The sequence below is a fragment of the Cucumibacter marinus DSM 18995 genome (genome assembly GCF_000429865.1).
GTDB lineage: Bacteria > Pseudomonadota > Alphaproteobacteria > Rhizobiales > Devosiaceae > Cucumibacter > Cucumibacter marinus.
Genome location: NZ_KE386977.1, coordinates 459,251 through 473,723, shown reverse-complemented (window position 1 = coordinate 473,723; position 14,473 = coordinate 459,251). Strand labels below are relative to the sequence as shown.

Genomic DNA, 14,473 nt, shown 5'->3' with positions numbered 1-14,473 from the left:
CTCCACGTGCCTCCCGGATGTGCGGCGTCTTGACTTGTTGGTCCATCTAGTATCCTAGTATGCAATACAGAATAAGAGCGGGGCAGGCAGGGTCATGGCTATTGCAGATATCAAGGCAACGACGGTGGCGGTGCCGCTTGAAGCGCCGATCCGGCACAGTGCCGGGGCGCATTGGGGGCGCTTCGTCCGCACGATTGTCGAGGTGATCGACGACGAAGGGCTTTCCGGTTTCGGCGAGCTGGGCGGTGGCGGGGAATCGGCGGAAGCTGCGGTCGAAGCGATGCTGCCTTATCTCAAGGGTCACGACCCGCTCCAGCTCGAGCAATTGCGCTGGAAGATCATGGCGCCCACGGTCAGCATCTATAACAGCCGCATGCAGATCCATGCTGCCATTGAAATGGCGTGTCTTGATCTGGCCGGCAGGAAGCTCGGCGTGCGGGCCTGCGACCTGCTGGGTGGTGCGATCCGGGAGACCGTGCCCTTCGCCAGCTACCTGTTCTATCGCTACGAGCAGGATGGGGTCGGCGGCGAGACGACGCCCGACCAGATGGTCGCCATGGCGCGTCGGCTGAAACAGGATCACGGCTTCCACGTTCACAAGCTCAAGGGCGGTCATTTCCATCCTGACCACGATGTCGAGGTCATGCACGCACTGGCCGATGCCTTCCCCGAAGACTCCTTGCGGCTGGATCCCAATTCAGTCTGGTCGGTGGAGGAATCGATCCGGGTCGGCCGTGCCATTGCCGGGCTCAACAACGACTATTTCGAGGACCCCACCTGGGGGCTCGACGGCATGCGCCGCGTGCGTGAAGCGGTGTCGATACCGACGGCGACCAATATGGTGGTCATCAATTTCGAGCACCTTGTCCAGTCGATCCGCCAGGGCCTTGTCGATGTGATCCTGCTCGACACCACGATCTGGGGCGGGCTGCGCCAGGCCCACAAGGCGGGCACAGTTCTCGAGACATTCCAGTATTCGGCTTCGGTTCATTCGTCGGGAGAACTGGGCATACAGCTGGCGTCGATGCTGCATCTCGGCGCCGCACTTCCCAATCTCAGTTTCGCGGCCGACGCCCATTACCACCATCTGACCGACGATATCATCAAGGGCGGCAAGTTGGCCTATCGCGATGGCTGTATCGATGTGCCCAAGGGTCCGGGCCTCGGGGTCGAGGTCGATCGCGCCAAGATCGCCGAGTACGCCGAACTTTACCGTCGCACCGGCGGCTATCCCTATGACCGGGATCCCGGTCGTCCGGACTGGTACTCGATCATGCCCGAAAAACACTATGCGGATCCGGCCTTGCACCGCGCCGCGCACTAGGAGCGGCCAACAGGGCCGGAAGGAACAAAAATCGGGCCGGGCGAACGCACTAGCGTCCGGGCCGGACCGGAGACCGGGAGGATATTTGCATGAAGCCCATCAAGACGATCTACCTGATCAACAAGTCGCACACGGATATCGGTTTCACCGACTATCAGGACATCTGCTTCCGCCAGCACGGCGAATTCATCGATCAGGCAATGGACCTGATGGAAGAGACCCATGACTATCCCGATGGGGCGCGGTTCCGCTGGGTCTGTGAGGCGACCGGACCGCTGATGCGCTATCTCGAGAAGGCGAGCGACAAGCAGATCGACCGGTTCCGCCACTGGCATGACAAAGGCGACATGGAAGTGACGGCGATGATGTATCCGCACTTCACCCAGGCCTTCACCATCGAGCAGCTCGCCCGCAGTCTTTATCCGGTTCGCGAATTGCGTGACCGCTATGGTTTCAAGGTCGACACGGCAGACCAGTCCGATGTGACCGGGGTGAGCTGGATGTTCGCCGATCTGCTGTCCGAAATCGGTGTCGATTTCCTGACCATGTCGATCAACGAACACCGAGCCCTGGCGCCCCAGCCCCGCCCCGGCGCCTTCTGGTGGGAAGGGCCGAGCGGCGGCCGGGTCCTGGTTTGGAACGGCTATCACTACCTGTTCGCGCGCAGTGTCGTGCGGATTGGCGATTGGCGCTTCGTGGACCGGTTCCTGCCCAAGGCGATTGCCGATCTCGAGGCCAATCCGGCATATCCGTTCGACTTCCTTTTTGCGGAATCGACCCATCCCACGCGTGTCGATAATGGTCCTCCCGACCGCCGGATGCCGGAATTCGTCAAGAAGTGGAACGAGGAAGGCCGAACACCCCGGATCGAGATGGTGACGGCGCGCGACTGGAAGCGGATCCTGCGTGACAACCTGCCCGACGATCTGCCGGTGCTGCGCGGCGACTGGACCGACTGGTGGGTCAATGGCTACGCCTCCAGCGCCTTCGAATATGGCATCAACCGGGCCTCTCACGAACTGATGTCGAGCACAGAAACCATGGAATCCTGGCTGCGGCTAAAGGGAAAGAGCACCTGGACGCCAGAGCGGGCCGATTATGCGCATGGCCAGATCATCCTCGGTGATGAACTGGCCTGGGGTGCCTATTCGGCGCAGGCGGCGCCGGGTTCGCTGTTCAGTCGCTCGCAATGGAACAAGAAGGCCAACACCATTTATACCGGCGCCATGGAGACCCATGACATGCTGGCGCGGGCGGCCAATGGACTGGCGGACACCGTTTCCGACCGCGGTCCGGAAGGCGTGTTCAATCTCTCCGATCTGGACCCCAGGGAAGCCTATCCCGAATCCGGGAGCGATGAGGTGATGGTCATCAACCCCCTGCCTTGGTCCCGCAATGTCATTGTCGAGGAGCCTGAAATCCGCGGCAATACAGCGCCGGACGGCATGCTCGACATGTTCTTCCCCAAGGGCGTGCCCTGGGGCGGGGAGCGCCCGATCACCCCGATCAAGCGGGTCGAAGGGGAAGTGCCCGGTTTCGGTTATGCATTCCTCAAGCTTGCCGACAAACCGGCGCATGACGACATCGCGACTGCGCCGGGTGTGATCGAGAACGCCCATTACCGGCTGAGAATCGACGAAAAAACCGGCGCTCTTGCCGAACTTTTCGACAAGGATCTGCAGCATGATTTCGCCGGTGAATACCGGGGCTGGGGCGTCGGCGAATATGTCTATGAATGGATCGACAGCGACAAGGGACGCGAATCCCAGTTCAAGCTCGATTTCTCTCGCGAGGATGCCGGGCTGCGCTTCACCGACGCGCCGTACCGCTATGAAACGCCGACAGAAGTCACGGTTCACGAGCCCGAAATTTATGAGGGACGGGCCTCGATCAAGGTCGATATCAAGGCACGGGGGATCGTTACGGCGTCCTGCACCTATGCGCTCGAGCCGCGCCGCAAGGTGGTCGAGATCGACTGGCTGCTCGACAAGGAGGACGTGCTCGATCCGGAATCCGTGGTCATCGCCTTTCCTTTCAACATGGGATCACCCGAGTTTCGCTTCGATATGGGCGGGGTGCCCAGCGCACCGCATGCAGACCAGATCCCCGGGGCGGTGAGGGATTATTTCCCGATCCAGCGCTGGGCGTCGGTCTCGGACGGGGAGCGCGGTGTTGTCCTTGCTTCCATCGAAGCGCCACTGGTCCAGCTGGGTGGCATCACCTCGACAGAATGGAACCGGGATCACTTCGACCCCGAGGCGCCGGCAATCATGGCGTGGCCGCTCAACAACCATTGGGAGGTCAACTTCAAGGCCAGCCAGGAAGGGGAAATCCCCATCCGATATAGGCTGACCACCCATGCCGGGCCGACCGACGATGTCATGGCGTCCCGCTTTGCGGCGGAGCAGGTGGTGGTGCCCATCGTGCTGCGGGACCGGGTGCGTACGGGCGAAGCGTCGGGGCAGTATATCGCGGTCGACGAGGCGGCGGCTGTGCTGGTCAATGCCAAGCCCGGAGAGAGCGAGGATACGATCGTCTTGCGCATTCAGAACCTTCAGAATGAGGGGCAGAATGCCGGGGTGAAGATTCTGGCCGGCTCGCCTCGATCCGCTCAGCGCGTCTCCGCGATCGAAACCGCCCCGGAGGCCGACCTGCCGCTCAGCGATGGCCGGTTCGAGATCGCGCTCAAGCCGCTCGAAATCGCAACCGTTGCCGTCAGGCTTGGATAAGCAATCGCCGGTGGGGCAGATGAGAGCTCCGCCGGCGCCCAATCAATGGTGGGTACCGCCGATGGTCTTGTGTACATTGGACCCGAAATGTCCTATTTGCTCGAAAAAGGGGCATGCGGCGGGAAGGCCCGATGGCCGCAGGCAATAAATCGGGGGTAGGGCCATGAAACCACACAAGGCATTCGATGCCGGCGGCAAGTCACGGTCCGGTGGAGCGGCGCTTTCGCGGCAGATCTACCAGGTTTTGATCGATCGGATCATCACCTTCGAACTGAAGCCTTATGATCAACTGTCCGAACTAAAGATCTCCGAGGAGCTCGGGGTCAGCCGCACGCCGATCCGCGAGGCGCTCGTGCGCCTGTCCGAACTCGGGCTGGTCGATATCTACCCCCAGCGCGGCACCGTGGTTACACCGCTGCGCGACGCCGATCTGGTGAAATCGCAATTCCTGCGCGAGGCGATCGAGATCGCCATCGTCAAGCGCGCCCTCGAGCAGCCCAAGCCCGAAGAGCTGGTGGCAAGGCTCAGGGCCGAGATCACCATCCAGTCGACATTTGCCAAGATCGGCGACATGGAACGCTTTTATGATTCCGATGAAGCCTTTCATGCCCTGATCGCGGCGCATGCCGGCATTCCGGCGGTGACCAGCGAAGTCAACCGGCTCAAGGTTCATATGGACCGTTTCCGGCACCTGATGATTTCCGGTATTGAATCCCTCGATGAGGTCCTGCGGCAGCACGTGCTGATCGTCGACAAGATCGAGGCCGGCGACGCGGCCGGATGCGAAGAGGCGATGAAGGTTCACCTCCGCCGCATTCTGGCTTTCTCGGACAAGGCGGCCGGGAAGTTCCCCGAATATTTCGAGCAGTCCGAGCACTAAGCCTCTCAAGCGGTTCCTGGAATCGCTGAACGGCGCCAAACTCTTGTCCTGTCGCATTTTCGAATAATGACCGGCACGGACCGGCGTGACGCTCTCCTTTCGATCGATGGCCTGATGTGAGCGGCAGAGGCGCCGGCCACAGGCTCTGCCTCGCGGCCTCGCGCTCGTTGGCGTGTATTCTCGCGATGGTGGTCGCCGCAGGTGTCTGTGCGCCGCGGCGGGCCTGATTCATCTCCCTGGCTTCAACAGATCAAGGCGCCAATTTCGATTGTGCGCGAAACCGAGTTGCCACAAGTCCGACTAGTATGGTAGGTGCACTACCAACAGCAAGGCATCTGCGGCCCTAGGTTGGTCCCGTGTGCCAACCCGGCCGCAATGAACGGCCTGTTTTCGTCGAGGGAGGAATGCCATGGGCAAGATCAAGACGATTTACATCTGCAATCACTCGCACACGGATATCGGCTATACGGACTTCCAGGAGAACTGCTTCCGCCAGCATGGCGAGTTTGTCGACCAGGCCCTGGATCTGATCGAGAAGACCGATGATTACCCGGCCGAGGCGCAGTATCGCTGGACCGTGGAAACCACCGGCCCGTTTGTGCGCTATCTGCGCGGCGCCAGCGCGGACCAGATCTCCCGCTTCCGCCACTGGCACGAACAGGGCCGGATCGACATCGCGGCCATGCAATACAACATGACGCCGCTGCTTGATGTGGAGCAGATGCACCGCTCCCTCTATCCGTTGCGCATCATCCGCGACGAATTCGGCTTCAATGTCGAAGCCGCGATGCAGGACGATGTGAACGGGGTCTCTTGGCTGTTTGCCGATCTGCTCGCCGAACTGGGGGTCAATTTCTACACCGCCGCAGTCAACCCGATCCGCGGCGCGCGTCCCAAACCGTTCCCCGGTCCCTTCCACTGGGAAGGGCCGAGCGGCAAGAAGGTGCTGGCCTGGAACGGGTATCACTATCTGTTCGGCCGCAGCCAGGCCGGGCTCGGAAACTGGGACCTGGTCGACAGGCTGCTTCCGCGCTGGGTCGAACAGCTCGAGAATGACGACAGCTACCAGTTCGATTTCCTTTATTGCGAATCCACCCATCCGGTCCGCGTGGACAATGGTCCGCCGGATCTGCGCATGGCCGATTTCGTGCGCGAATGGAACAGCCAGGATCGTCCCTACAAACTCGAATTCAAGACCGTCACCGATTTCGGCCGCATGCTTCATGCCGAGCATGGTGACAAGATCGGCACGCAGCGCGGCGACTGGACCGACCACTGGACCGATGGTCCGGCATCGTCGGCTGCTGAAACCGGGATCAACCGGAACACCCATGCGCTGCTCGGCATGGCGGAGTCCATCGAGAGCTGGCTGCGGGTGAAAGGCACCGGCACCTGGTCTGCGAAGCGGGCCGCCACCGCCTATGAAGATGCAACGCTTTACGACGAGCACACATGGGGCGCCTACACTTCGGTCGAAGCTCCGGATTCCCTGTTCACGCGGTCGATCTGGAACAAGAAGGCCGGCTATGCCTATAGCGCCGCGATGGAGGCGCATGACATGGTGGCCCGCGCTGCCAACACCCTGGCCGCACCGCTCGGGACCAAGGGGCCGGAAGGGGTCTTCAATCTCGGGGATCTCGAACCCGAAACCGCCTTCAAGCCTTCGGGCATTGACGACATCCTGGTCATCAACACCCTGCCCTGGGAACGCGAGGTGATCGTTGAAGAACCCGAGCCGCGCGGCGGCGCTGCGCCGGTGGGCGTGCTCGATACCTTCTTCATTCGCGGCAGCACCTGGGGCGGTGCCCGCCCGATTCCGCCGGTCAAACGGTTGGCGGGCAAGGTTCCCGCCATGGGCTATGCCTTCCTGAAGGTGAGTGACGGGGTCAAGTCCGAGGATCTCAAGGCCGATGGCAATGTGATCGAGAACGCGCATTACCGCGTCAAGGTCGACCCCGAAACCGGTGGTCTGCTCGAATTCTTCGACAAGGCGCAGGGGCATGATTTTGCCGGCACCTACAAGGATTGGCGGCCTGGCCAGTACATTTACGAGACGGTGGATTCCGAAGAGGATCGCCTGGCGATCGCCAATATCGATTTCGCCCATCCCAACTTCTTCGAAGGCCGCACGGACACCCCCTGGGTCCGCGAGGTGGCAAGCGAGGTCAAGCTGAGCGATGCCGTCGTTCACGAAGGCAGGGCTTCGATCGAGGTCAATATCCAGGCGCCGGGCATCCGGTCGGGCAAGGTGGTCTACGCGCTCAATGCGAACCAGAAGGCGCTTGAAGTGGACTGGTCGATCGACAAGATCGAGCACACCGAAGCCGAAGCGGTTTTCGTGGCGTTCCCCTTCAATCTCGAGGGGGCCGATTTCACGGTCGACCTCAACGGTATCCCGTCCAAACCGAATGACGATCAGCTCGATGGCGCGGCCAAGGACTGGTATCCGGTCACCCGCTGGGTCAACGTCAATGACGGCAAGCGCGGTGTGACCATGGTGCCGGTCGATGCACCCCTGGTTCACCTCGGTGGGATCACCACCGGCCGCTGGGCCCGCACGCTCGAGCCGGAAGGGCCGAACATCATGTCCTGGGCGCTCAACAATCACTGGCTCGTCAATTTCCGGGCCAGCCAATCGGGCGTCATCCCGCTGCGTTATCGCCTGACCACCCATGAGGGTGCTGTGGATCCGACCAGTGCCGCTCGCTTCGCGGCAGAAGCGGTGACGTCTCCGATCGCCATGCGCGACATCAAGGCAACGGGCGCCCGCAGCGACAGCTTCTTCGTGGTCGATGACGAGCAGCCGGTGATGGTGACCACCAAGCCGGGCGAGGACGATCGCTGGATCGCCATGCGGTTCCAGAACCTCTCTCGCGAAGCTGTCCGGGGAGGCGTCCGGTTCCAGGAAGCGCCGCGTTCAGCACGCGCGGCGGACCCGATCGAGCATATCGATCAGGAGATTGCCTTGCAGGGCAATCATCTCAGCGTGCCTCTCGAGCCGCTCGAAATCCGCACGGTCCTGGTGCGGTTCCCGCTCCACTGAAATCTGCGGTTCACCCGGCGGCAATTGCCGCCGGGTGAATGAAAATAACCAGCAAAAACAACTGACTAATCGCTGAACACGAATCCGTTGATTGCCGTCTGGCCGATTGACTCACGAGGCCAACTATGTTTGCTTTGCTGAATAGAATGACTACCATGGTAGTACGAACGAAAGGGCAGTTCTTGTGGGTGTGATTGTTACCGGCGCGGGCAAGGGGATCGGTGAGGCCGTGGCGCTGCGCCTGGCCCAGGACGGCACAGACATGGTGCTGGTCGACGTCGATGCGGATGCGCTCGGCCAGACCCTTGCGGCGGTCGAGAAGGCCGGCTCCAGCGCACGGTCAGTGGCCGGTTCGGTAACCGAAGAGGCCGTTGCAGCAGAGGCGGCCAATCTGTGTATCGAGGCCTTTGGCACGCTTGACGGGCTTTCGCACAATGCCGGGATCCAGCGCTATGGCAATGCCGCCACGACGACCGTTGAGGAGTGGGACGAGGTCCTCAACGTCAATCTGCGCGGCGCCTTTCTGATGGCGCGAGCCGCACTGCCGAAGATGACGGATGGCACGGGATCGGTGGTGATGATGGCTTCGGTCCAGTCGTTCGCTACACAGCAAAACGTGGCTGCCTATACCGCCTCGAAACACGGCCTCGTGGGGCTGACCAAATCGATCGCGGTCGATTTCGCCGACCGTGGAATCCGGTGCAACGCCGTTGCCCCGGGCACCGTCGAAACCCCGATGCTGGAATGGGCGCTTTCCCTGTCGGAAGACGCCGAAGGGGTCATGGACGAAATCCGCGCCATGCATCCGCTGGGCCGGGCAGGGCGCCCCGGAGAAATTGCTGAAGTCGTCGCGTTCCTGCTTGGCGACAGCGCCTCGTTCATTACCGGCGAAGTGATCCGGGTCGATGGCGGCTTGCTGTCGCGGCTCGGCGGCACGCCGAAAAAGGATTGAGTTTATGGGCATTGCCGACATCAAGGCCACAACGGTAGCGGTTCCGCTCGAGGCGCCCCTGCGCCACGGCGCGGGCGCGCATTGGGGGCGCTTCGTGCGCACCGTCGTGGAAGTGATCGACGATGAAGGACGGTCGGGATTCGGGGAACTGGGCGGAGGCGGCGAATCCGCCGAGGCCGCCGTGCTGGCGCTTTTGCCTTATCTGAAGGGTCACGATCCGCTTCAGCTCGAGCAGATGCGCTGGAAGATCATGGGGCCGACGGCCTCGCTCTACAATAATCGCATGCAGCTGCACGCGGCGATCGAAATGGCCTGTATCGATCTGGCCGGCAAGCGGCTCGGCATTCGCGCCTGCGACCTGCTTGGCGGGTCGATCCGCGACGAGGTCGAGTTCGCGAGCTATCTGTTCTACCGCTATGAGCAGGACGGCCGGGGCGGTGAGACCTCGCCGGCGGAGATCGTGGACCATGCCCGCGATCTGAAACAGAAGCACGGCTTCAGGGTTCACAAGCTCAAGGGCGGGCATTTCGAGCCCGATCGCGACATCGAGGTGATGTTTGCGCTGGCAGAAGCCTTTCCAGAGGATCGCCTCCGGCTCGATCCGAATGCCGTCTGGTCGGTCGAACAGAGCATCCGTGTCGCCAAGGCCATCGAATCCCTCAACAACGACTATTTCGAAGACCCGACCTGGGGGCTGGAGGGCATGCGCCGGGTGCGTGAGGCGATCAATATCCCCACGGCCACCAATACGGTCGTTGTGAATTTCGAACAGCTGGCGCAGTCGATCCTGCACAATTGCGTCGATGTGGTTTTGCTGGACACCACTTTCTGGGGCGGTTTGCGCCAGGCCCACAAGGCCGGCACGGTTCTTGAAACCTTCCAGTATTCCGCAGCCGTGCACTCGTCGGGCGAGCTGGGTATCCAGCTGGCTTCCATGCTGCATCTCGGCGCGGCGCTGCCGAACCTCAATTTCGCGGCCGACGCGCACTATCATCACCTCACGGACGATATTCTCGTCGGCGGCAAGCTGCCCTATGTGGACGGCAAGATCGCCGTGCCGACCGGTCCCGGGCTCGGCGTCGAGGTGGATCGCGACAAGCTCGCCCGCTACGCGGAATACTTCAAGGAGGTCGGGGGCTATCCCTATGACAGGGATCCCGCCCGTCCGGACTGGTATTCGATCATTCCAGAATTCAGGTACGCGGACCCGAAGGTCAAAGCTATGCCTCACACGGAAGGAGGGCAGGGCTAATGGCCGACGTTGTACTGAAGGACATGGTCAAGGCCTATGGCCGGCACCTGGCCGTTCGCGGTATCGATCTCGAAATTCCCGACAAATCGCTGGTGGTCTTTGTAGGCCCCTCGGGTTGCGGCAAGTCGACCACGCTGCGGATGATCGCCGGTCTGGAAAGCATTTCGCATGGCGAGTTGCGGATCGGCGGCAAGCTGGCCAACGACATGCCGTCCCGCGATCGTGGCGTGGCCATGGTCTTTCAGACCTATGCGCTCTATCCGCACATGACCGTGCGCGACAATCTCTCCTTCTCCCTGAAGCTGGCGCGCATGCCCAAGCCCGAGATCGCGGAACGGGTCGCCAAAGCCGTCACCGTGCTGGAGCTCGAGCCTTATCTCGACCGCAAGCCCTCGGAGCTTTCCGGCGGGCAGCGGCAACGGGTGGCCATGGGACGCGCGATCGTGCGCGAGCCCGAGGTGTTCCTGTTCGACGAGCCGCTGTCCAATCTCGATGCCAAGCTGCGCAACCAGATGCGGGTCGAGATCAAGCGGCTGCAGCAAAAACTCGGTGTCACCACGATCTATGTCACCCATGACCAGGTCGAGGCGATGACGCTCGCCGACAAGATCGTGGTCATGAAGGATGGCGAGATCGCCCAGGCCGGCACCACGCTCGATGTGTTCGAGAACCCGCGCTCGAAATTCGTGGGTGGCTTCATCGGCTCGCCGCAGATGAGCTTTTTCGACGGCAAGCTCACGCAGGCGGATGGAGACTGGTTCTTCGAATCCGAAGCATTGCGGCTTCCGGTCAATGCCAAACGCTATGGCGATGCGCTCAAGCCGGGGCGGGCTGTCTGGGGCGGCCTCAGGTCCGAAGACATCGTCCCCGCGGGGCACGGCCTTCAACCTACAAACCACGTCGCGATCGAGGGTGTCGTCACCCTTGCCGAGATGCTGGGCAATGAGAATCTGCTGTTCGGCACATTCGGGTCGAGCCAGTTCGTCAGCAGAATGCAGCAGCCCCGGCTGGTGCAGCAAGACGAGCAGATGAGCTTTCACATCAATGTGGACCGGCTGCACCTGTTCGACAAAGAGACCGAGCTGAACCTGGATCTCGAGTCTCAACAAAAAGATCAATCGGAGGAGTTAGACCAATGAACAAATACGTTCGTTCAGTGATCGCGGGGGTGCTTGGCGCCACCATGATCGCGGGCGTCGCCACAGCGGACGACGTCCAGCTTTATCACGACAAGGGCTTCTGGTCAGAACAGCTTCAGGCGGTCGGTGACGCGTCCGCGGAAGCGACCGGGGTCCGCATCGTCGAGAACCCCTATGCCACGGCGGAACAGTACAAGGCCTTCATCCAGGCCTCGATCGCCAGTGGTGACGCGCCGCAGATGTTCACCTGGTGGACCGGCCAGACCTTCACCGAGCTCACCCAGACCGGCAAGATCGCCAAGCTCAACGATGTGTGGGCCGACATGGTCGCCAGCGGTGAATATGCCGAAAGCGCCGCTGATCTGTTCACGGTCGACGGTGATATCTACGCAGTGCCGCTGCTTCTGGCGCGCTGGGTGATGCTTTATAACAAGCCCCTGTTCGCCGAGCTCGGCATTGAAGAACCCACCACCTGGGACGAGCTGATGGCGGCTGCCGAAACGGTGAAGGCCGCAGGCCATACCCCGTTCAACGCGACCGTTCACGAAGGCTGGCGCGGTTTCATCTGGTTCCAGGAACTGATGCTGCGGACCGATCCCGAAGCCTATCTCGGTCTTCACAACGGCACGGTCGCCTATGACAGCGAGCCTGTCCGCCGCGCCTTCGAGATGTGGGTGGACATGTATGACAAGGGTTATTTCACCGACCCGCGTTCGAATGAGGAAATCGAGGACTTCGCCGGCGGTTCTGCGGCGATGTATCTGATGGGTGAATGGGTTGTCGGCTCGCTCGCCGCATCCGGTCTCGAAACATCCGACCTTGGTGCCTTCATCGTCCCCAATGTCGATCCGGACGCACCGTCTGCGGTGATCGTGGAAGGTGGCCCGGTGGTGATCTCCGCGGCCGCGAAGGACAATCCGGACGTGATGGCGGCCCTCAAGTTCTTCTCCTCGGTCGACGGTGCCAATGCCTGGGCCGAAGCGTCGGGCAACTATATGGGCAACCTCAAGGCGGATGCGCCGAACCCGATCATCGCCAAGATCAATTCGGACATGACCGAGGCCGGCACCGCCACCTACAACCGCTGGTGGGAAGCAACCCCGCCGGATCTGCAGGGTGAGTTCGTCGCCGAACTGAACCGGTTCATGCTCGACCCGACCATGGACACGGCAGAAGACGTGATGGCCCGCATGCAGGCCCTCAACGCCGAATACTGGGCTGACCAGTAAGCCAATACGGGCGGGGCGCACGCGCCCCGTCCACCCGCCAATCGCGAAAGGGTAACCAGTGAACGGCCGCGAGCATTCAGACGCAGAGTTGTTGAAACGGATCGACCTCAAGGCGGTCGAACGCCGCGATCGGCGACGCCAGGGACGGAACTTCCTTGTCGCGCTCGCATTCATGTCGCCGGCCCTGTTGCTGGTCGGTGTCCTGCTTCTGGTGCCGGTGGTGTACAACATCTATCTGGGCTTCACGCGCTGGCGCAAATTCAGCGGCATCGACGAATTCGCGGGTGTCGAGAACTACGCCCGCATGCTCTCGAACCCGTTTTTCGGCGAGGCGCTGTTCAACACCGCCATCTGGGTTGTCGCCTCGATCGTGTTCCCGATCCTGATCGGGCTGGCCATGGCGCTCCTGTTCAGGGGCGTGCGGTTCGAAAACACCTTCAAGAACATCATCTTCATTCCGCGCATTCTGGCACCGACCGCCGTTGGCGTGATCTGGTACTATGTTTATGCGCCCGACGGCCTGCTCAATCGCGGCCTGTCGGTCTTTTCGGGCGACCCGGTCGATATTGGCTGGCTCTATGACAGCGCCACGGTGACCCCGGCGATCATCGCCACCTTTGTCTGGCAGACGGTCGGCCTAGTCATGGTTCTCGTGCTGCTCGGCCTCAGTGCCATCCCCAAGGACCCGCTCGAAGCGGCCAAGATCGACGGCGCCAGCAAGGTGCAGGTGTTCCAGCACATTGTCCTGCCGCTCCTGCTGCCGACCCTTGTGATGGTCACCATTCTTTCCGTGCTGGCCGGTTTCACCGTGTTCGATCTGCTCTGGGTGATGGGCATCAGCTATCCCGGCCAGCGCAGTCTGTCGCTCACTGTCTACATGTATTTCGAAGCGTTCCAGAAGGGGGCCTGGGCCTATGGCTCGGCGGTCGCCGTGGTGATCGGTCTCGTGGTCCTGTGTGTGACCTGGATCCAGGCCGTGCTTCAGCAGCGCGTCGACAAGATGACGCGATAGGAAGACCAAGCCATGACCGTTGCTCTCGATACCCTTGATTTTGATGCCATTGCCCGGCGCGAACGCCGGCTGCAACAGTCCAAATGGTGGACCCTCGCGGTCGCCTTCCTGATCTCGCTGATCTGGTTGATCCCGTTCTATTACCTGGCGATTTCGGTCTTCAAGACCCAGCAGGAATATGCGGCGAAGGCGCCGCTGGCGCTGCCGGACGGCCTTTGGCCGATCGTTGGCAATGCGGTCGAGGCCTGGACACAGGCCAAGATGGGCTTCGGCATGCTCAACTCGGCCTTTTACGGTCTGGTCGGGGCCGGGCTCGCCGTGTTCTTCGCGGCGATGGCGGCCTATGGCCTGACCCGGCTGGATTTCCGGCGCAAGAATCTGTGGTTCATGGTGATTTTTGCGGGAACGGTCTTCCCGTTCCAGATGTATCTGATCCCGCTCTTCTTCTTCTATCAGGACTGGGGGATCCTCAACACGCATTTCGGCATGATCCTGTTCTACACGGCGATCTGCATCCCGTTCCCGACCCTGGTTCTCAAGAATTTCATGAACGGTCTCTCTCGCGAGATGGACGAGGCCGCCCGGATGGACGGGGCGAGCGAATTCACCGTCTTTCTCAGGATCATCCTGCCCAATGCCTGGGGGCCGATGACGGCGACCTTCCTGCTGCAGTTCACCTGGATCTGGAACGACCTTCTGTTCTCCACGGTCCTCGGAAACCGGCCCGAGACACGTTCGATCATGAACGCCCTTCAGGTCTTTCAGGGCAGTTATGCCTCGGCGGGACCCAACATCGTGCTGACCGCCGCGCTGATCGCCAGCCTGCCATCGATCATCCTGTTCTTTGTTTTGCGCCGCCATTTCATGGAGGGCATGCGGGTGACGAGCCTTTGACCAGCCTTCATCCAAATCG

10 protein-coding genes are annotated in these 14,473 nt (G+C 61.6%); all 10 read left to right on the top strand.

Going from position 1 to position 14,473, the window contains the following annotated elements; genetic code table 11:
- The first annotated feature begins 94 nt into the window (after window positions 1-94).
- On the top strand, window positions 95-1,324 hold the full coding sequence (locus G489_RS0113060; RefSeq protein ID WP_029041914.1) for an enolase C-terminal domain-like protein: 1,230 nt from the start codon (window positions 95-97) through the stop codon (window positions 1,322-1,324).
- Window positions 1,325-1,413: 89 nt separating this feature from the next.
- Window positions 1,414-4,053 (top strand): glycoside hydrolase family 38 N-terminal domain-containing protein, encoded by a 2,640-nt coding sequence (locus tag G489_RS0113055; RefSeq protein ID WP_029041913.1) that lies wholly within the window; start codon window positions 1,414-1,416, stop codon window positions 4,051-4,053.
- A gap of 163 nt (window positions 4,054-4,216) precedes the next feature.
- Window positions 4,217-4,933, top strand: coding sequence for a GntR family transcriptional regulator (locus tag G489_RS0113050; protein ID WP_029041912.1), 717 nt, complete (start codon window positions 4,217-4,219; stop codon window positions 4,931-4,933).
- 409 nt (window positions 4,934-5,342) lie between these two features.
- Window positions 5,343-7,976, top strand: a complete 2,634-nt coding sequence (locus G489_RS0113045) for a glycoside hydrolase family 38 N-terminal domain-containing protein (protein ID WP_029041911.1) — start codon at window positions 5,343-5,345, stop codon at window positions 7,974-7,976.
- Window positions 7,977-8,160: 184 nt separating this feature from the next.
- Window positions 8,161-8,928 (top strand): SDR family NAD(P)-dependent oxidoreductase, encoded by a 768-nt coding sequence (locus G489_RS0113040; RefSeq protein ID WP_029041910.1) that lies wholly within the window; start codon window positions 8,161-8,163, stop codon window positions 8,926-8,928.
- A gap of 4 nt (window positions 8,929-8,932) precedes the next feature.
- Window positions 8,933-10,180: an enolase C-terminal domain-like protein gene (locus G489_RS0113035; protein WP_081691564.1), complete on the top strand. Its 1,248-nt coding sequence runs from the start codon at window positions 8,933-8,935 to the stop codon at window positions 10,178-10,180.
- Window positions 10,180-11,319, top strand: coding sequence for an ABC transporter ATP-binding protein (locus G489_RS20500; RefSeq protein WP_051332608.1), 1,140 nt, complete (start codon window positions 10,180-10,182; stop codon window positions 11,317-11,319). Before G489_RS0113035 ends, G489_RS20500 begins: the two co-directional genes overlap by 1 nt.
- Complete coding sequence (locus G489_RS0113025; RefSeq protein ID WP_029041908.1) at window positions 11,316-12,548, top strand: ABC transporter substrate-binding protein; 1,233 nt, start codon at window positions 11,316-11,318, stop codon at window positions 12,546-12,548. The genes G489_RS20500 and G489_RS0113025 overlap by 4 nt, the downstream gene beginning before the upstream one ends.
- 91 nt (window positions 12,549-12,639) lie before the next feature.
- Window positions 12,640-13,560 carry a carbohydrate ABC transporter permease gene (locus tag G489_RS0113020; protein ID WP_155889393.1) on the top strand — a complete coding sequence of 307 codons (921 nt, stop codon included), beginning with the start codon at window positions 12,640-12,642 and terminating at the stop codon, window positions 13,558-13,560.
- A gap of 12 nt (window positions 13,561-13,572) precedes the next feature.
- Window positions 13,573-14,454 (top strand): carbohydrate ABC transporter permease, encoded by an 882-nt coding sequence (locus G489_RS0113015; protein WP_051332607.1) that lies wholly within the window; start codon window positions 13,573-13,575, stop codon window positions 14,452-14,454.
- Window positions 14,455-14,473: the final 19 nt, after the last annotated feature.